Here is a 17,098-nt window from a genome sequence, read left to right as displayed (position 1 = left end):
AAAAAGGCAGCGGCGCACGACGCTGCCGCAGCTCGTGACATCCGCACCCCACGCGAACGCCAACACGACGCACTGAAACTGGCACTGAGGCAGACCCTTGCCTCCGGCACACTCGGCACCCACCGAGGCCTACCCGTCACCGCCATCGTCACCATGACCCTGCGCGATCTCGAAGCCGGCCGCGGATACGCCAAAACCGCCACCGGATCACGCATCTCCATCCGCGACGCCATCCGCATGGCCTCCCACGCCCACCACTACCTCACCCTCTTCGACGACCACGGCAGAGCCTCTACCTCGGCCGATCCAAACGCATCGCCTCCGCCGACCAACGCATCGTGCTCATCGCCCGCGACCGAGGCTGCAGTTTCCCCTCCTGCACCCGCCCCGCAACCTGGTGCCAGGCCCATCACCTCGACGACTGGACCACCGGTGGCCTCACCGACATCGACTCCCTCACCTTCGGCTGCGACATGCACCACGCACTCGTCGGCACCGGACCAGGAAAATGGGCAACCACCAAAACCACAGCAGCGCATCGATACCCGGGACGCACCCTCTGGCACCCACCAACCGGGATGGACCCCCAACGCCGCGGACTGATCAACCACGCCCACCACCCCGAAGAAGTCCTCTACCCACCCGACAACCACGACGCGTCCGGCGACGAGGAACCACGACAACCCGCATGACGGCAAGAACCAGTTTCCGGGCACAGCTCTGTCTGTCGTCGGTAAATGGCAGCCGCCGCACCGGGCGCGAGCGAAAACTAGTAGGGCTCTCTAGTAGGCGCCTGCGTACGGTAAGTGGATGATGGTTCTCGCGAGCAGGACGGCAGTACTGTCGCCGCCGGTCCGCTTCGTATGGAAGGCGCTCATGCGCCAGATGTGCATCCGCAGAATCGAGGATTCGCCTGGCCGGTGATGTTCGAGGGTCAGCCGCTACCCCGCATTGTCGAGAGCAGCGAGTTCGACCGCGTTGTCTGGAGCTCGCCGTGGCCGAGCCATCCCGACGTCCTGTTGCAGTTCGACCTGACTCCTGAGACCCGGCTGCGCTGGACGCTGTTGGCCCACCCGCCCGTGCCCGATCCGCAGACCGTTGAATGGCTACGCGATCAAGTGAGCCATCTGGTGAACATCGACCTGCGCAACGCGACTGGATATTGAACTGTCATCTGTTGCCGCCGCTCGGTCCGTAGGGATAGCGCTTGCCGACCACGAACCACAGGATCGGCCCGATGATCGGCAGTAGCACCACAACGAATGCCCACGCCAGCTTCGCCCAACAGCCCATGGTGCGGTCACAGGCGATCGACAGTAACGCCATCAATGACAGCAGAACGGTGACGGCACCACCGGCAGAAGCCATACCCGAGACGGTAGCTCAGCCAGCGCTGCGAACAATCTCGAGCCGTCTCGTCGCGCTACTGGATCCGGTGATCGATGCCCGAACGGCTACGGGATCTTGTCCCCGTTGATGGCGTGCACCCAGCACTTCGGATCCTCGACGAGCCATGCATCGGAGTCCGTGACTGTTCCCGTCCGAAACTGGATGCGGAGCAGGATGCGGCCGACCCTCTTGCCGGCATGCAATCCGGTCACGTCCGCACCGTCGATGTCCTGCAACGGTATTCGAAGCGGAGTGGAACTGCCGATGCGACGGATCCACAGTTCGCTCTCGGTCAGGGCAGCGGGGAATCGTAGCGAGCTGGGTTGGTAGTCACGCCAAAATCCGACAACTGTCGACAGAACAATTCTAGGGTGTACCGGTGACCGAACCTCCTGATCGACTGGATCTTCTCCGATGGCAGTTCGATCTGACGTGGTCTCTGTTCGAGCTTCATCTCGATCAGCTCACTTTCGAGTTGCTTGTGTGGGAGCCGGTCCCTGCGAATTGGAACGTGAGGCAGGACGCCGATCGAAGGTGGGTCCCGGACTGGGAGGACGAGGAGCCGGACCCGATCCCCGTTCCGACGATCGGTTGGATTACGTGGCACATCGGTTGGTGGTGGACGTCGGCGATAGACCAAGCGCACGGGCTACGGCCGCGTGACCGCACGGACGTCGTATGGCCGGGGAGCCTTGATGAGGTTTTGGCTTCGCTACGTGGACTCCGCTTGGAATGGATATCAATCCTGAACGGCTACAAAGAGTCTGACCTGGACGCTTCCGCCCCTTACCCGTGGGGCGATGATTCTGGAATGACCGTCGCCCACACCGTCGCGTGGGTGAACGCGGAGCTGATGAAGAACGTGTCCGAGATCGGTCAACTTCGACTGCTGTGGGCAGCTTCCCCGAACCGGTAGTGTTCCAGACCTGCTTGGTTCTGCTCGAATCCGAGCACACCGGTCGCCGTCGGACGACGCTAAGCTGGCTTTCGAGGTGAAGGAGTTGGCGATGAGCAGTGACATCAACCCCACTCTGCCGTTGGCGTTCGATCTCGCCTGGATGGCCGCGATCGTGGTGTGGCTGTTGCTCGTCGGTGTTGCGTGGGTATCGATCCTGCGTACTTCCCACCGCCGGCGCGGTGCCGCATTCTGGTGGTGTCTGCTCGTGTTGCTCATGCCGTTCACCGGTGCGCTGATCTGGTTCTTGGTTCGACCGAACGCCGCTGCCCCCGATCAGCGGACGAGTTCGTAGCGGGCCAGCCACAACCCGGGCAGTACCTGTTGATCCTCGGTGTGCACGAAGCCGAAGGACTCGTAGAGCCTGCGCGCCGGTGGATTGTCTCGCCCGGTGGCCACGTGCACACGTTGTGCGACAATCGATTCCAGCATCGCGTCGACCAATGCCCGTCCGATGCCTCGTCGATGAGCGTGTGGAGCCACCACCAGGCGGTCGATCTCCGCCTCGGACCACGCTGCAGCCCCGAGTATTTCGTCACCCTCCCGCGCGACGAGCCAATGGACCTGTACAGCACACAGATCGTCGACCGACTCGTGCAGCAGCGGAATTCGGTCGTCGCCGATCAGCCGTGCTTCGACCGCATACGACCCCTTCTGCACCGCGAGAATCTGATCGGCCAACGGTCGATCGGCAGCTGGGTCGACGCGAACGATCTCAATAGCGACCACCAGCAGGAGCAGGCAGAGCGTCGAGTGCCGCACGGTGCTCCGGACTCAAGGTCAGCGTCGCCGCACCTGCGTTCTCCTCGAGACGCGACGTGCGTCGGGTGCCGGGGATGGGAACCACGTGCTCACCCTGCGCCAACACCCAGGCCAAGGCCACCTGCGCCGGCGTCGCGCCGAGCTCGTCCGCCACACCCGCGATGGCGTCGACGATCACGAGGTTCGCATCGAGGTTGTCCTGGCTGAAGCGTGGCAGCTGTGAACGGAAATCGTCTGCAGCAGGCGTGTTTCCGCGAAAGTTTCCGGTCAGGAAGCCGCGACCCAACGGTGAGAACGGGACGAATGCTGCGCCGTTGTCCTGTGTCCACTTCAAGGATGTTGCGAGGTGGTCGCGCGTCCACAGCGACAATTCCGACTGCACTGCAGAGATCGGATGCACCTGCTGGGCCCGATCGAGTTGTTCGACGCTGAACTCCGAGACACCCAGTGCCCGAACCTTTCCCGCCTGCACGGCCTCGGCCATCGCGCCGATGCTGTCCTCCACGTTCACCTCGGGATCCGGGCGATGGAGGTAGTAGAGGTCGATATGGTCGACGCCCAAGCGCCGCAGTGAGTCGTCGATCGCCTGCCGGAGGTGATCCGGCTTGCCGTCGGGGCCCGAAATGACGGGTTCGCCGGCGTCGCCGATGTGAGAGACGAGACCGCCCTTGGTCGCGAGGATCACCTCGTCACGCCGATTCCCGATGGCTTTGCCGACGACCTCTTCGTTGGTGAACGGGCCGTACACATCGGCCGTGTCGATGAAATTCACGCCCAGATCCAAGGCGTGCCCGATGACGTGATCGGGGCTCTCCGTCCTATCGTCGGCCTTGTACGCCCAGGTCATTCCCATGCAGCCCAGGCCTATGGCTCCGACTGTCGGTCCGTCGTTCCACAGGGTGCGGGTAGGTACGGTGCGTGTGGTCATGTACTCGACCATAGAGAAGTAAAAGCGTTGTCGCTTGGACTCACCGGGCGACTAGCATCGCCGCATGGCTCTTCCACACTCGAAGGTGTATTTCGGCGATCGTCTGGTCGAGGCGCAGGATGCGACGCTCGGAGTGGCAACTTCGGCCGTTCTGTACGGGCTCAGTGTCTACACGGTGTTCCCGGTGCAGGTGGACGGTGACCGGCGTACCGCGTTCCGGTTGCTCGATCACTATCGGCGACTCGTCGAATCCTGCAAGATCATCGGCATCGACACCTTCGCGTCGCAGTGGACGTTCGAGAGGTTCGTACAGGCAACGCGCGATGTCGTCGCCGCCAACGCTCCGACGACCGAGGTCTACGTTCGCGCCACTGTCCACGTCGACGAGTCGATCCCGGGAACTCGGTACGTGGTCTGCACACCACGGTCTCCATCTTCCTGTACGACGCGAACCCCATCGTTCCGCAGAACGGCATGCGGCTTAAAACGAGTGTGTGGCGACGAATTCCGGACAACGCCATCCCCTCGCGTGCCAAGGTGAACGGAGCATACGTCAATTCTGTTCTGGCCAAACAGGATGCGATCGACAGTGGCTTCGACGACTGCATCTTCCTCGACATCAACGGTCACGTCTGTGAACTCAGTGCGGCGAACATCTTTCTCGTCCGCAATGGAGTGCTCGTCACCCCTGACGTCACCAGCGACATTCTCGACGGCATCAACCGTCGGACCATTCTGACCCTGGCGCGCGAAGAAGGACTGACGGTTCAGGAGCGAACTGTCGATCTCACCGAGCTGTACATCGCCGACGAGGTCTTCGTGTGCGGCACCTCCGCGGGAGTTGCTCCGGTGTACGAAATCGATGGTCGCGCAATAGGAACAAAGGAGATCGGCCCGGTGACGCTCACCCTGCGAAAGCGTCACCAGGCCGCGCTCACCAGCGACGAAGTGCATGGCTGGGTGAGCGTGCTGTGAGTGCTAGGCCGGGCAGCTCGCTGCGAGTCCGGTGATCACAGCGTTGGTGGCGACCTGCTCGAGCGGATCCGCGGCTGGATTCGGCGCGGCGGTGGTCCAGGCCAGCGATACCTGACGCTGTCCGTCCGGACTCGAGAATGCGAAGGTGCGGTAGCCGAAGCCGTTGCCGCGGTTGCCGAACACGAGCTCACCCGATCCCGGGTTGCACGCGTCCCCGCCCAGCAGCAGGCCGAGTCCGTACGTCGACGGTGTGACGACCTGCATCTCGTCGATCAGATTCTGCGGGATCAGCGTGCCGTCGAACAGTGCTCTGAAGAAGGTATTCATGTCGCCGACGGTCGAGACCACGGCGGCTCCGGACGACCAGATGCTGGCGTCGTAATCGGTGACGTCGGTGTAGGTTCCGTTCTCCAGGGTGTAGCCGTGCAAAGCGTCCTCGTCCAGAGTCGAATCGGTGGGGTACGTCGTGTCGGCCATCTCCAGCGGATCGAAGATCCTGTCCTGCAACGCTTGTCCGATGGGCTTGTCGTCCAGTTCGGCGACGATCTGTCCGAGGAGGACGTAGTTGGTGTTCGCGTAGCTGAACTCCTTGCCCGGCTCGGTCGTCCAGGGCATGGCCAAGGCCTGAGAGATCAACTGGTCGTCGGTGACGGCATCGTTCGCGCGGGCGGCTATCTGCTCCGCAGAGTCGAATCCGGTGAAGTAGTCCGGAACGCCACTGGTGTGATCGAGTAGTTGGCGAACGGTCACCGGCCTGGGCAACAGACCGGGAAGCACCTCGTCGACCTGCTGATCGAGCTCGAGCTTCCCCTCGTCCACGAGCTGCAGCACCACGGCAGCAACCATCGCCTTGGTGACGCTGGCGATACGGACCGGGTCGTCAGCAGATGCCGGCTCGGCACCATCGCGCTCGACGAGACCGGCCGCCCCCCGACCACGAACTCTCGCCGTCGCGTACCTGCGCGACTGCGGCAACGGACCCGGCGTCGACCATGGCGTCCAAGGCTGCCTGGACGTCGTCGGTCTCGAGGCTCCCGCTCGAGGGCGCGGTGGTGGTCGGCTCGACGGCTGACGGCTCGTCCGTCGACGAGCACCCACTGACCAGCAGGGATGTCGACACTGTGAGGGCGGCGAGGATTCGTAGCTTGCTCATGTCTTCGACGCTAACCCCGCCCTGCGAAGGATTTCAGTGTCAAATGTCAGTGATTTTCGATGAGGGGACGGTGGGAAGCGGAGCGCGAACGGCAATGTCGTGCTGCACCGCGGCGACGAACATGTCCACATCGAGCACGGCTCTCGAATTCAGCGCGGGGTAAGAGACCGCAACCGAATTGCTGTTGTGCTCTCGATCACCGATGACCGCGATGTACGAGTCGCGATGGATTCGAGCATTCCGAATCCGGGCACTGAGCGAACCTTCCTCGAGCACTTCGGCCCGAACCGATGCGCGGAGCAGTCGACCGGCCAGCGCCAGTGCTGACTGCGAGTGGGAAGCACCTACCGGAACTACGGCGACCTGTCGAGGGGCGAGCCACGGTGGCATTCGACCTTTGTGTTGCTCGATGAGCATTGCAGTCAATCGCTCCATGGAGCCGAGCACGCCGCGATGGATCATCACGGGGCGGTGCCTCTCTCCGTCGGACCCGGTGTACTCGAGCCCGAACCGTTCCGGTTGGTTGAAGTCGATCTGAACAGTCGACACAGTGTCTGGAGAACCGGTGACCTGCACATCGATCTTCGGACCGTAGAAGGCTGCATCCCCATGACCGACGATGAACGGGCGATCACCCAGTGCCGCCCGTAGCTGACTCTCGGCGGCTTCCCATCGCGCAGGATCACCCAGATAGTGTCCGCTCCCGCCCCGAACCGACAGCCTGAACGACGCAACGAGTCCCAATACTCCATAACACCTTTCGATCGAGTCGAGGGCCCGTCCAACTTCTTCCCGGACTTGACCGGGGGCGCAGAACACGTGTGCGTCGTCGAGTGAGATCTGCCGTACACGGGTCAATCCACCCAGCACACCCGACAGTTCGCTTCGGAACATCGACCCCAGCTCCGACACTCGGAATGGAAGCTCACGAAAGCTGCGCCCACGTGCAGCGAAGATCTGGGTGTGATGCGGGCAATTAGCAGGCCGCAGAACGTATTCCTCGCCCCCGATGCGCATCGGAGGAAACATATCGGCCGAGAACTTGTCCCAGTGCCCGGACCTCTCGAACAGAGAGCGCTTGGCCAGGACTGGAGTGTAGACGCCGAGACATCCCGATCGAGCCGATTCCTCGGCGGCCAGCTTCTCCAACTCCGCACGAATGATTGCGCCGTCGGGCAGCAACATCGGTAATCCGGCACCGATGGCCGGGCTGGTTGCAAACAGATCCAACTCGCGACCGAGCCGGTTGTGATCAGAATTCACGGGTACTCCACTTCTGTTGTCGCCCAGAAGAAGTGCCCAGATATGCAAGAACCCCGGGGCGACAACTCCCGGGGTTCGTCGATTTAGGTCGGTGCAGGCCTACATCGGACGCCGGAAGAAAACCGGCGTCGTCGTCAATGGCTGCGGGTGCATCATGGCATCGACGGTACAACGCTGGTGCGACGGCTGGCAAGAGGTATCAGCGCCCGACTTCGGAGCCTGGTGCGTCGTCGCATGTTAAGAGTTGCCTGCTCCGTATAAGTTCCGTTCGGAGGGGATGGGCGCACCTGGTTGTTCAGAAGTGGGTCTCGGACGCGGAAAGCCGCGTGGCGCGCACGATTGTGAACGGTGAGGTGCGCTGGTCAGCGATCGACCTGACAGAAGCGGAGGTTGTTGGAGAACGGATCGGTGATCGTCATGGTCGGTCCGCCCGGTGCGTCGTGGTCGATTCCCGGTCGGCTGCGAGGGTTGTTCTTCTGCAGCAGTTCGGCATTGAAGGACGTGACGTCCGGGATCGGTATCCACACCGATGTGCCCGGTGTGCCGTCGCCGTAGTGCTGGGAAAGATCCAGGACACACTTCCCGCGCGAAATGCGCACGTACAGCGGCAGATCCGGCTCGAAGCGATGCTCCCACTCGACAGCGAACCCCAGGTAGTCCACGTAGAACGCACGCGCCTCGGCGTCGTCGAAGATGCGGAGAATCGGAATGGCCGGGCCGAATGCCTTCATGACGTCGAGTGTGGCATACCCAGCAGAACTTTCACCGCAGCCTTTGCCGCAGCCGCAGATTCGGGTGACTCCGTGATGGCCGCGGTGGTTTGCGCACCTTCGGCGAGGAGGGCGATCTGCAGTCCGACGGTCGGCTCGCATCCGGCTTCGACGGCCAAGCGGGTGACGTAGTCGATGAAGTTCCTCTTGTGCTGCTGCGCGGCTTCGGCGACCTCGGGCATCGTGGCCCCCAGTTCACCGAACGAGTTGATGAAGGCGCACCCGCGGAAGTCGTCCTCGCGAAACCAGTGGTCCAGGAAGTCGAAGATCGACAGCAGCTTCTCTCGAGGTGACTCGTGGGCGGCGGCTTCGGCGTGGATCCCGTCGTTCCATTGCTGGGTGCGACCGCGAAGAACCTCGGCGACGATGGCGGTCTTCGACGGGAACAGTGAGTACATGCGTTTGAGGGAGATGCCTGCTGCTGTGCGTAGTTCATCCATGCCGACGGCTTGAATCCCGCGCGCATAGAACAATTCGTCCGCGGCGTTCACTACCTGTGCCCGTCCGATTTCCGTACTGGTCATCGCCTACCCCTTGCCGAGAGAACCAACGTTCTCTACAGTAGTCCACACGCGGTGAGAACGACCGTTCTCCCGCGTCGGACTTCACTCACGAAGGAAGGCGACACCATGGCGTACATCAAGGTCGACACCGAGAACTCCACCCCCGTCGAGGTCTACTACGAGGATCACGGCACCGGTCAGCCGGTCGTCCTCATCCACGGTTACCCACTCGACGGCAACTCCTGGGAACGCCAGTCACGGGCGCTGCTCGACGCCGGCTATCGCGTCATCACCTACGACCGCCGCGGATTCGGCCAGTCCAGCAAGCCGACCGTCGGATACGACTACGACACCTTCGCCTCGGACCTGGACAAGGTGCTGACCGAGCTGGACCTGCGCGATGTCATCCTGGTCGGATTCTCCATGGGCACAGGCGAACTCGCGCGGTACGCGGCGAAGTACGGCACGGATCGCGTCGCGAAGTTCGCGTTTCTGGCCTCGCTCGAGCCGTTCCTGCTGCAGACCGACGACAACCCAACCGGCGTCCCGCAGTCGGTGTTCGACGGCATCGACAGTGCCGCGCGGGAGGATCGCTTCGCCTGGTTCGAGAACTTCTACAAGGACTTCTACAACCTCGACGAGAACCTCGGGACCCGCATCAGCGAGGCCGCAGTACGTGCGAGCTGGAACACCGCGACCGGTAGCGCTCCCGTGGCCGCCTACGCCGTCGTGCCCACCTGGCTCGAAGATTTCCGCGGCGACGTGGAGAAGGTGCGCGCATCGGGCAAGCCCACGCTGATCCTGCACGGCACGGCCGACAACATCCTGCCGATCGATTCCACCGGCCGCCAGTTCCACAAGGTGTTCCCGGAGGCCACTTACGTCGAGGTCGACGGTGCACCGCACGGACTGCTGTGGACGCACTTCCAGGAAGTGAACGACGCGCTGCTCGCGTTCGTGAAGTAGTGAATCGGGGCGCAGGCATCAGGCCTGCCGCCCTGGCCCCTACAGCTGGACCGCGACGACGCCGTCGTGGTCGCTGTAGACGATCTCACCCGGGTTGAACGTCACGCCACCGAAGCTGACCGGCACGTTCTTCTCGCCCGATCCGGTCTGCGTGCTCTTGCGTGGGTTGGTGCCCAGTGCCTTGACGCCGATCTCGAGGGTGCGCAGGATCGCCGAGTCGCGCACCGCGCCGTTGACGATGACGCCGGCCCAACCGTTGCTGACACCTCGGCCCGCGATGATGTCGCCGACGAGTGCGGTGTGAACACTGGCGTCGCCGTCGACCACCAGAACGCCACCGTTGCCGGGCTCGCTGAGCGTTTGTTTGACCAGAAGATTGTCCTGAAAGCAGCGGATGGTGGTGATGGGTCCCGCGAATTCGGTGTGCTTGCCGTACTGAATGAACTGGGTGTCGCAGCTGCGGATGTCGGGACCGATCTCGTCGGCCAGATCAGCTGTTGCCTTGAATTCCACCGGTGAAGTCATGCGGCACAGACTATCGTCCGAACATCAACCGCGGCCGTGACGCCGTTCGTAGTCGTCGCGCGTGCGGTCGGCCCGGCTCTGCGCCTTGGCGTTGATCAACTGCGGGTCGAGGCCGTGGATCAGCAGACGATGCCGGCGATAGACGTTCATCAGTGCAATCGAGAAGTAGACCAATGGAATGAACAGCAAGGCCATCATCGCCAGTGACATCCACAGCGGCCCCGGGATCAGTAGGAACAACAACAGCAGCGGGATGACGGGCACCGTGAACCGTGCGAGGTAGCGGACCTGCGCGCCGTTGCCCACCAGATCCTCGCGAACCCAGTCCTGCATGGACTCGGGCAGCGTGCGACCGAACGAATAGCCCAGAAACTGCAGCGGGCTCGGCGTCGTGCGTTCGGTGGTCATCGCGCAATGCTAGTCCGATACTTCTTGGTAGATCTCACCGTTGACTGCGGATTGTTTCATATGTGACGATAGCGTCAGTTAAGGCGATGAGAGAAGGACTTCAACAGTGATCGATCGCAGAACCCTGCTCGGCGCTCTGGGTGCCGCGACGATCTCCGGGGTTGCCCACTCGGCAATGCCGTCTGCATCGGCATCGCCCGCTCCGGGCACCGGCGGGGTCATCGACGTGCACTCGCACATGGTTCCCGACTTCTACCTGCGGGAGGCCCTCGCGTCGGGCATCGTCTTTCCCGACGGCATGCCGAAGTGGCCGTCCTGGTCGGTCGGTGAACACCTGCAGATGATGGACGGCTGTGGCATCGACAGTGCGATCCTGTCCGTCTCGTCGCCCGGGGTGCATTTCGGAAACGACGGCAAGGCTGCTGATCTCGCACGACGGGTCAACGATTTCGGGGCCGGGGTGGTGGCGAACCAGCCTCGACTGGGATTCTTCGCGTCGCTTCCGCTGCCGAACGTCGTCGACTCGACGGTCGAGGCCATCCGTGCTCTCGATCAGCTGGGGGCCGACGGCGTGACGGTGATGTCGAACGCAGGCGGTATGTACCTGGGCAACGCCGTACTGACACCACTGCTGGCCGCGCTGGACGCACGATCGGCGGTCGTGTTCGTACATCCCACGTCACCGCCGAATTCGGGCGCAGTATCACTCGGGCGTCCGGCACCGATGATCGAATTCCTCTTCGACACAGCACGAACCGTCGTCGATCTGATTCTGCTGGGCGTGGTCGATCGATTCCCGAACATCCGCTGGGTGTTCACTCACGGCGGCGGAGTTCTACCACTGCTGGCGGACCGGTCGATTTCTTCCGAACGCAGGTGGGCCTGGGGACCCCGGCAACGCCGGATGTGCTGCAGCGCTTGTGGTTCGACCTCGCCGGAACTCCTGTCCCGCGGCAGCTGCCCGCGTTGCTGTCCACCGTCGGCCCCGATCGTCTGGTGTACGGCAGCGACTACTGCTTCACGCCGATCGCCGCGGTGCAGGAGCAACTGCGATCACTCGACGCCGGTGCCGCGAACGGCGGCCTCGCGGACTGGCGCGCGAGAACATCCGGCAACGCCCGCCGACTGCTCGATCTCTGATCCGAAAGAGGTGGATACTGCCGATGAAAGCGCAAGCACTGCAACCGATCTCCGAGCACTGGGATTGGCAGATGAATGCCGCCTGCCGCTCGATGCCGGTCTCGATGTTCTACCGCCCCTGGGACTGCGGGGATACTCACTGAGAAACCTCGAGCGACAGGCGAAGCTCGTGTGCGATCGATGCCCCGTGATCGCGCGCTGCCTGCAACACGCACTCGACTCGGACGAAAAGCACGGAGTCTGGGGTGGATCGACCGCACACGAGCGGTCCGCGATGACGCGGGTCAACCCTGACGAGCGGCGTTCGCGACAATGACATCGCGAAGGTACTGCGCCAAACCGTCCGCAATATCGTTGTAGTGCTTGGCGAATCGCGCGTCGGCAATGTACATCTCCGCCAGGTTCACCTGCATCTCGTAGCCGCAGTCGTAGTACCGCTCGATCGATGCCCGATGACGCTCGGCCAGTTCCCCGGCCTCGGTGGAATCCGGTGACACACCCCGCTGCATCGCGGCAGCGAGATCTGCTTCCAGTAGGTCTGTCTCCTTCTTGACGGCCCTCCAATCGTCCTTGGTGAACGACGCCGTCCGCTGCTGCGACTGCTTCCACTCGTCGGTCTCGCCCCAGCGTTGCTCGGCTTCCTCGGCGTACTCCTCGCCGGGCCAGTTGTCGCCGAAAATCTCGCGCTGCTCCTCGGGAGTCAGTTGCATACCCATCTTCTTCGCCTCCATCATCTTGTCCACGGCCGCAGCCATTGCGTGCAAGTGATCGATCCGCTCGTTCAACAACTCTCGCTGCCGACGCAGATGCGCCATGGCATCGACCGCCGGGTCGTCGAGCAACGCCGCAATGGCGTCGAGCGGGAACCCGAGTTCGCGGTAGGTCAGAACCTGATGCAGCCGTTCGACATCGGCGGACGAGTACGTCCGATAGCCCTTCGGCGTTCTGCCCGACGGCACCACCAACGCGATCTCGTCGTAGTGATGCAGCGTTCTGACGCTGACACCCACCAACTTCGAGACTGCGCCGACCTGCATGCCGACCTGGACGTCAACCGAACTGTTCGCGGACGAATCACTCACGAAGGACACTGTGCTGCCTCCCGTGGCGTGAGGGTCAAGCGCTTACCGGATGACGCGTTCGCACCCGGAGGTGGATTCTCCGGCGAGCCGCTGCCCGAGCCAGTCGTATGCACCGGGACGGCCGTTGGTCTGCGCCAGCGAATGATCCCCGGGAACCAATTCGAGGCGAACCGACGCACCCGCAGCGCACCACTGGTCCTGCACGGCCTCGGCACCTTCCTTGGGAATGAGGAAGTCCTGCAGGCCCTGGTAGATGTAGATCGGGGCGTCCGGCTTCGTCTGGCCCATGCGGTTCTCTTCGACGACGGCCTTGGTGACCGGGTGGTCGAAGACATCAGGCACGTTGGAGAGGTTTCGCTGGTCCAGCAGCAACAGTCCCGAGTACGACAACACATCGACGCATTGATCCTTCTGCGCCAGAGCCAGTCGCTTTCCGTTGTCGTTGGCGAGCGCCCGCATCTCCGGGTACTCCCTGGACAATCCGATCGTAGCCGCAGTGAACAGGCCCGATCCGATCTGGCCGTTCAGTGAGGTCTGCAGAATCTTGTAGTCGGTCGGTGGGCCACCGAACGCGACACCGGCGATGTTCAACTCGGGCGCGTACTCGGGAGCCAACTGCGCTGCCCAACCCGAAGCGATGGCACCGCCGGAATAACCGGTGATGCCGATCGGAGCGTTCGCAGTCACGCCTGCACTCTGGGATGCGCGTAAGCCGTCGAGCACGGTGTGTCCGGATACGAGACCGGCCGAATAGGCCTGCCGAGGACCCTGGTAGTCGGTGACGACCACCGTGTAGCCGCGGTCGAGCAGAATCCGGACCTGATCGATCTCCTTGTTGTTGCCCCGCGGAAGTGTGTACGACGGCGCGCACTGATTACCGAGCGAGTCGGTTGCCTCGTTGTACGCGACGACGGGACGATCCCCGGCTCCGGTCCACGGCGCGGTGGGCGTCAGGACCGTCGTCGCCGCTGCGATGGGTCGGTTCTTGGAGTCGGTCGAGCGGAAGAGCAACTGCACGGACGACGCCTCGGGCGTCACCGCGACATCCCGACGGTTCAGCACCGTGCCCGGCTGCAGGTTCTCGTACCCGGCCGGGGGATCGAACCACGGATCACCCAGAGAGGTGGGCAGGTACGCAGCGGGATCGCTCGGGGGAGCGACGAAGTCCTGAAGAGGATCAGCGTGAGCCGGCCCTGCCAACGACAGCATCAATGCTGCGGCTCCGGCCAGAACGAGTGCCTTGCGCATGTATTTCCCACCCTGTAGCTCCGTACGCCCCGACGTCCGGTAGACCATGGACCATCGTGCCATACGGTGGCGCAATTTCGGGTCTGTGAACTGAGCCAGCAAGCGGGTAGGTTGTCTGTTACTCCGAACACTACTCACCAGTAGGGATCCGTCCATGCCAGCACCGTCAGCTGCGACCTTCACCCGGCTCGCCGATCTCATCGCCATCCCCGACGCCGAATCGCGGCCGACGAAAACCATCACCGAGGTGTTCACCGGCAAGGAGCTGGCGACCATCCCGGTCGGCACCGCCGCCGACGCGACCGCCGCGATCGCGCGTGTTCGCTCAGCTCAGGTGGCATGGGCCAAGCGCCCCGTGTCCGAGCGTGCCGAGATCTTCCACGCTACCGCGACCTGGTGCTCGCCCACCGAGACGAGCTGATGGACATGGCGCAGGCCGAGACCGGCAAGTCCCGCGCCGCTGCCCTCGAAGAGGTTCTCGACATCTCGATGACCGCGCGGCACTACGCGCGCACCGCCGCGAAGCTGCTGGCTCCGAAGAAGGTCACCGGCATGCTGCCCGTGCTGACCAAGACTCGGGTCCGCTACCAGCCGAAGGGCGTCGTCGGAATCATCTCCCCGTGGAACTACCCGATGACCCTCGCGGTGTCCGACGCCATCCCGGCACTGCTGGCAGGCAACGGCGTCGTGCTCAAACCCGACAGCCAGACGCCGTACTGCGCGCTGGCCTGCGTCGAACTGCTCTACAAGGCTGGCCTGCCCCGTGACCTGTTCGCCGTGGTTCCCGGCCCGGGTTCGGTGGTGGGAACCGCCATCGTCGAGAACACCGAGTACGTCATGTTCACCGGCTCCACCGCCACCGGCCAGCTCCTGGCCGAGCAGGCCGGGCGTCGACTCATCGGATTCTCGGCCGAGCTCGGTGGCAAGAACGCGATGATCGTCGCCAAGGGTGCCAACCTCAGGGAAGTGTCCGACGCGGCCGTGCGGGCCTGCTTCTCCAACTCCGGCCAGCTCTGCATCTCCATCGAACGCATCTACGTCGAGAAGTCGATCGCCGCGGAGTTCACCGAGAAGTTCGGTCAGCGGGTGCGCAACATGAGCCTCGGAGCCGACTACGAATTCGGCATCGAGATGGGCAGCCTCATCTCCGAGGACCAGATCAAGACCGTCTCGGCCCACGTCGACGACGCCAAGGTCAAGGGCGCGACCGTCGTCGCAGGCGGCAAGGCTCGCCCCGACATCGGCCCGCTGTTCTACGAGCCGACGCTGCTGACGAACGTCACCGAGGACATGGAATGCGCTGCAACCGAGACCTTCGGGCCGCTGGTGTCGATCTACCCCGTCGCCGACATCGACGAGGCCATCAAGAAGGCCAACGACACCGAGTACGGACTCAACGCCAGCGTCTGGGCCAAGACCAAGGCACAGGGCGAAGCCATTGCGGCGCGGCTGCATTCGGGCACCGTCAATGTCGACGAGGGCTACGCGCCGACGTGGGGCACCACCGGCGCTCCGATGGGCGGAATGGGCGTGTCCGGTGTGGGACGCAGGCACGGTACCGAGGGCCTGCTCAAGTACACGGAGTCGCAGACCATCGCGACGACGCGTCTGCTCAATCTCGGTGGGCCGCGCGGACTTCCGCCGAAGCTGTGGGCAAAGATCATGCCGCCCTTCGTCAAGGCGCTCAAGTACATTCCGGGTCGGTAGCACAGGGCCCAGCGACGAGGGACGGTCTAGGTCGCGCGTAGGACCGAGATGCTCAGGGCCCTGCTGTAGATCGAGTCGTTCTCGACTCGATCGAACATCGGCCATGACTGTCGATCGATTCCCTCGTCGTCGAACGTCGCCACGGGGATGTCCCACACTGTCGATCCGGTTCTGACGTCGATTCCGCGCAGCACTTCCGGTCCGAACAGGGTGGCGACGTCACCGTCGAGCGCGCCGACCTCCGCGAAGGCTCCCGACTCGCGACTCCACAGCGTGTTCCCGGTGTCGAGGTCGAGTGCGGACTCGGTGGCGGTGTCGTTGTTGCGCAGCAGCGCAACCGAACCTGTGACGGCGTATGCCAGTCCGTTCGTGGACAGGAACGCCGCGGCGGGGCCGGTGATGTCCGGCGGAACAGCCCAGACCAGACTTTCGTCGGTCCAGACGGGATCGGGATTCGACGGCCGATAGCCGCCCGTCCCGAGCAGCAGCGGGCTCTCCTCGGTGGGTGCGTCGAACGTCGGTTGCTGCAGGGTCACGGAATCCGTTGCAGCGAGTACGGTTCCGTCGGAGTCGACGATCTCCGAACCCACGATCGTATTGGGATCCGAGCAATCGGTCCGCACCACCCGCACTGCGCCGTCGCGCGAGGCGATACCCGACCGCGCGCAGTCGGGAACCGTTCTGGACCACAGGTTGTCGCCGGTGTCGAGGTCGAAGGCAAACACCCCTCGGCCGTCGTCGAACAGCCCGATTCCGTGCTCGGTGTGCAGCGTGGACGCGAACTGTGTGTCCGGCGATGACGTGGAATCGAACTGTACCGACCAGTCCGCGTCGAGGGCGTCCGCAGTGCCGCGAGACACCGTCGGCCTGGCACCCTCGCGCACCGCGTGGGCCGCGTACACGTGGCCGTCTGCGGTGGTCAGACCCGTGATCGGAAAGGCTGCGTTCCGAGTGCTCGATTCCCCGGATTCAGCGTCGACAGTCACGATTTCGGATGTCGTGCCGGCGGTGCCGCGGTAGCAGACGACCTGGCCGTCGACGAATTCCTCACCGCAGCCCACGATATTCTCCGCGGGGGTACGCCATCGCACCGAGCCGTCGGTGATGTCCAATCCCACCAGGGTGGCGTCGACGAACTCTCTGCCGTCGAGACGGCCGACGAGCGTGACAACCGTCGACCCGTCGGAGATCGAACCGGATTCCATCGAATCGGTGTCGCTGCCCTGGACCGGATCGCGAAATTGACCGCCTTCGATACCCACATCCGACGGAGTGAGAGTCCATCCGAGACCGGGAGCAGATCCTGTTGCACCGTCGACGGGGG

Annotated in this window: 22 protein-coding genes and 1 pseudogene; 9 read left to right on the top strand and 14 right to left on the bottom strand. The window is 63.6% G+C overall.

Annotated elements, in window-relative coordinates:
• On the top strand, window positions 1-603 hold a 603-nt coding region (locus tag RHBS_RS12485), incomplete at its 5' end, for a DUF222 domain-containing protein (RefSeq protein ID WP_374700586.1).
• Between the two features lie 320 nt (window positions 604-923).
• The gene (locus tag RHBS_RS12480; protein WP_187298462.1) at window positions 924-1,166 is read left to right on the top strand and encodes a hypothetical protein; all 243 of its coding nucleotides are present in this window, start codon (window positions 924-926) and stop codon (window positions 1,164-1,166) included.
• Between the two features lie 4 nt (window positions 1,167-1,170).
• Here RHBS_RS12480 and RHBS_RS12475 read toward each other — a convergent pair whose 3' ends face one another.
• Both RHBS_RS12475 and RHBS_RS28965 read right to left on the bottom strand, forming a co-directional pair.
• Window positions 1,171-1,368 (bottom strand): PLD nuclease N-terminal domain-containing protein, encoded by a 198-nt coding sequence (locus RHBS_RS12475; RefSeq protein ID WP_121871743.1) that lies wholly within the window; start codon window positions 1,366-1,368, stop codon window positions 1,171-1,173.
• 86 nt (window positions 1,369-1,454) lie between these two features.
• Complete coding sequence (locus tag RHBS_RS28965; protein WP_183130332.1) at window positions 1,455-1,601, bottom strand: hypothetical protein; 147 nt, start codon at window positions 1,599-1,601, stop codon at window positions 1,455-1,457.
• A gap of 167 nt (window positions 1,602-1,768) precedes the next feature.
• Between RHBS_RS28965 and RHBS_RS12470 the strand changes: the two genes are divergently transcribed.
• Window positions 1,769-2,305 (top strand): DinB family protein, encoded by a 537-nt coding sequence (locus RHBS_RS12470; protein WP_121871744.1) that lies wholly within the window; start codon window positions 1,769-1,771, stop codon window positions 2,303-2,305.
• Window positions 2,306-2,396: 91 nt separating this feature from the next.
• Window positions 2,397-2,639 (top strand): PLDc N-terminal domain-containing protein, encoded by a 243-nt coding sequence (locus tag RHBS_RS12465; protein ID WP_128645691.1) that lies wholly within the window; start codon window positions 2,397-2,399, stop codon window positions 2,637-2,639.
• Here RHBS_RS12465 and RHBS_RS12460 read toward each other — a convergent pair.
• Window positions 2,621-3,073: a GNAT family N-acetyltransferase gene (locus tag RHBS_RS12460; protein WP_183130333.1), complete on the bottom strand. Its 453-nt coding sequence runs from the start codon at window positions 3,071-3,073 to the stop codon at window positions 2,621-2,623. The genes RHBS_RS12465 and RHBS_RS12460 overlap by 19 nt on opposite strands.
• Window positions 3,060-4,034 carry an aldo/keto reductase gene (locus tag RHBS_RS12455; protein ID WP_220709128.1) on the bottom strand — a complete coding sequence of 325 codons (975 nt, stop codon included), beginning with the start codon at window positions 4,032-4,034 and terminating at the stop codon, window positions 3,060-3,062. The genes RHBS_RS12460 and RHBS_RS12455 overlap by 14 nt, the downstream gene beginning before the upstream one ends.
• 64 nt (window positions 4,035-4,098) lie before the next feature.
• Between RHBS_RS12455 and RHBS_RS30470 the strand changes: the two genes are divergently transcribed.
• Complete coding sequence (locus tag RHBS_RS30470) at window positions 4,099-4,575, top strand: hypothetical protein (protein ID WP_237669188.1); 477 nt, start codon at window positions 4,099-4,101, stop codon at window positions 4,573-4,575.
• Complete coding sequence (locus RHBS_RS30465; RefSeq protein WP_237669187.1) at window positions 4,509-5,009, top strand: aminotransferase class IV; 501 nt, start codon at window positions 4,509-4,511, stop codon at window positions 5,007-5,009. Before RHBS_RS30470 ends, RHBS_RS30465 begins: the two co-directional genes overlap by 67 nt.
• Window positions 5,010-5,012: 3 nt before the next feature.
• On the opposite strand, the gene RHBS_RS12445 is transcribed toward RHBS_RS30465, so the two are convergent.
• The 5 genes from RHBS_RS12445 to RHBS_RS12430 form a co-directional block, all read right to left on the bottom strand.
• The gene (locus RHBS_RS12445) at window positions 5,013-5,984 is read right to left on the bottom strand and encodes a serine hydrolase (protein WP_237669186.1); all 972 of its coding nucleotides are present in this window, start codon (window positions 5,982-5,984) and stop codon (window positions 5,013-5,015) included.
• On the bottom strand, window positions 5,890-6,162 hold the full coding sequence (locus RHBS_RS30460; RefSeq protein ID WP_237669185.1) for a hypothetical protein: 273 nt from the start codon (window positions 6,160-6,162) through the stop codon (window positions 5,890-5,892). Before RHBS_RS30460 ends, RHBS_RS12445 begins: the two co-directional genes overlap by 95 nt.
• A 39-nt stretch (window positions 6,163-6,201) precedes the next feature.
• Complete coding sequence (gene thrS, locus RHBS_RS12440; protein ID WP_121872852.1) at window positions 6,202-7,425, bottom strand: threonine--tRNA ligase; 1,224 nt, start codon at window positions 7,423-7,425, stop codon at window positions 6,202-6,204.
• Between the two features lie 362 nt (window positions 7,426-7,787).
• Window positions 7,788-8,156: a glyoxalase superfamily protein gene (locus tag RHBS_RS12435; RefSeq protein WP_121871750.1), complete on the bottom strand. Its 369-nt coding sequence runs from the start codon at window positions 8,154-8,156 to the stop codon at window positions 7,788-7,790.
• Window positions 8,153-8,719, bottom strand: coding sequence for a TetR/AcrR family transcriptional regulator (locus tag RHBS_RS12430; RefSeq protein ID WP_128645690.1), 567 nt, complete (start codon window positions 8,717-8,719; stop codon window positions 8,153-8,155). The genes RHBS_RS12435 and RHBS_RS12430 overlap by 4 nt, the downstream gene beginning before the upstream one ends.
• A gap of 105 nt (window positions 8,720-8,824) precedes the next feature.
• On the opposite strand from RHBS_RS12430, the gene RHBS_RS12425 reads away from it, so the two are divergent.
• Window positions 8,825-9,664: an alpha/beta fold hydrolase gene (locus RHBS_RS12425; RefSeq protein ID WP_121871752.1), complete on the top strand. Its 840-nt coding sequence runs from the start codon at window positions 8,825-8,827 to the stop codon at window positions 9,662-9,664.
• A gap of 39 nt (window positions 9,665-9,703) precedes the next feature.
• On the opposite strand, the gene rraA is transcribed toward RHBS_RS12425, so the two are convergent.
• Together rraA and RHBS_RS12415 are read right to left on the bottom strand one after the other, a co-directional pair.
• Entirely contained in the window at window positions 9,704-10,189 is a 486-nt protein-coding gene (rraA, locus tag RHBS_RS12420) for a ribonuclease E activity regulator RraA (protein WP_128645689.1), read from the bottom strand.
• A gap of 24 nt (window positions 10,190-10,213) precedes the next feature.
• A complete protein-coding gene (locus RHBS_RS12415) occupies window positions 10,214-10,597 on the bottom strand; it encodes a DUF5313 family protein (protein WP_121871754.1) in 384 nt (127 codons plus the stop codon).
• Window positions 10,598-10,703: 106 nt separating this feature from the next.
• On the opposite strand from RHBS_RS12415, the gene RHBS_RS12410 reads away from it, so the two are divergent.
• Entirely contained in the window at window positions 10,704-12,053 is a 1,350-nt protein-coding gene (locus tag RHBS_RS12410; protein WP_237669184.1) for an amidohydrolase family protein, read from the top strand.
• Here RHBS_RS12410 and RHBS_RS12400 read toward each other — a convergent pair.
• Complete coding sequence (locus RHBS_RS12400; RefSeq protein WP_121872854.1) at window positions 12,022-12,774, bottom strand: MerR family transcriptional regulator; 753 nt, start codon at window positions 12,772-12,774, stop codon at window positions 12,022-12,024. The genes RHBS_RS12410 and RHBS_RS12400 overlap by 32 nt on opposite strands.
• Window positions 12,775-12,861: 87 nt before the next feature.
• The gene (locus RHBS_RS12395) at window positions 12,862-14,067 is read right to left on the bottom strand and encodes a lipase family protein (RefSeq protein ID WP_237669183.1); all 1,206 of its coding nucleotides are present in this window, start codon (window positions 14,065-14,067) and stop codon (window positions 12,862-12,864) included.
• A 154-nt stretch (window positions 14,068-14,221) separates the two neighbouring features.
• Here RHBS_RS12395 and RHBS_RS12390 point away from each other — a divergent pair.
• A pseudogene (locus RHBS_RS12390) lies at window positions 14,222-15,774 on the top strand (succinic semialdehyde dehydrogenase).
• 26 nt (window positions 15,775-15,800) lie between these two features.
• Here RHBS_RS12390 and RHBS_RS12385 read toward each other — a convergent pair.
• On the bottom strand, window positions 15,801-17,098 hold a 1,298-nt coding region (locus RHBS_RS12385), incomplete at its 5' end, for a PQQ-binding-like beta-propeller repeat protein (protein ID WP_128645688.1).

Origin of the sequence: Rhodococcus sp. BS-15 (genome assembly GCF_000813105.1) — a bacterium.
Classification (GTDB): Bacteria; Actinomycetota; Actinomycetes; order Mycobacteriales; family Mycobacteriaceae; genus Rhodococcoides.
This window is presented reverse-complemented; position numbering and strand designations above follow the sequence as displayed.

Excerpts from the sequence above, each read along its gene's own strand:
- RHBS_RS12455 (WP_220709128.1), bottom strand. The coding sequence starts at position 4,034 with ATGACCACACGCACCGTACCTACCCGCACCCTGTGGAACGACGGACCG.
- RHBS_RS12425 (WP_121871752.1), top strand. The coding sequence starts at position 8,825 with ATGGCGTACATCAAGGTCGACACCGAGAACTCCACCCCCGTCGAGGTC.
- RHBS_RS12475 (WP_121871743.1), bottom strand. The coding sequence starts at position 1,368 with ATGGCTTCTGCCGGTGGTGCCGTCACCGTTCTGCTGTCATTGATGGCG.
- RHBS_RS12430 (WP_128645690.1), bottom strand. The coding sequence starts at position 8,719 with ATGACCAGTACGGAAATCGGACGGGCACAGGTAGTGAACGCCGCGGAC.
- RHBS_RS12465 (WP_128645691.1), top strand. The coding sequence starts at position 2,397 with ATGAGCAGTGACATCAACCCCACTCTGCCGTTGGCGTTCGATCTCGCC.
- rraA (WP_128645689.1), bottom strand. The coding sequence starts at position 10,189 with ATGACTTCACCGGTGGAATTCAAGGCAACAGCTGATCTGGCCGACGAG.
- RHBS_RS12395 (WP_237669183.1), bottom strand. The coding sequence starts at position 14,067 with ATGCGCAAGGCACTCGTTCTGGCCGGAGCCGCAGCATTGATGCTGTCG.
- RHBS_RS30460 (WP_237669185.1), bottom strand. The coding sequence starts at position 6,162 with ATGAGCAAGCTACGAATCCTCGCCGCCCTCACAGTGTCGACATCCCTG.
- RHBS_RS12435 (WP_121871750.1), bottom strand. The coding sequence starts at position 8,156 with ATGAAGGCATTCGGCCCGGCCATTCCGATTCTCCGCATCTTCGACGAC.
- RHBS_RS12400 (WP_121872854.1), bottom strand. The coding sequence starts at position 12,774 with ATGCAGGTCGGCGCAGTCTCGAAGTTGGTGGGTGTCAGCGTCAGAACG.
- RHBS_RS30470 (WP_237669188.1), top strand. The coding sequence starts at position 4,099 with ATGGCTCTTCCACACTCGAAGGTGTATTTCGGCGATCGTCTGGTCGAG.
- RHBS_RS12415 (WP_121871754.1), bottom strand. The coding sequence starts at position 10,597 with ATGACCACCGAACGCACGACGCCGAGCCCGCTGCAGTTTCTGGGCTAT.
- RHBS_RS12480 (WP_187298462.1), top strand. The coding sequence starts at position 924 with ATGTTCGAGGGTCAGCCGCTACCCCGCATTGTCGAGAGCAGCGAGTTC.
- RHBS_RS30465 (WP_237669187.1), top strand. The coding sequence starts at position 4,509 with ATGCGGCTTAAAACGAGTGTGTGGCGACGAATTCCGGACAACGCCATC.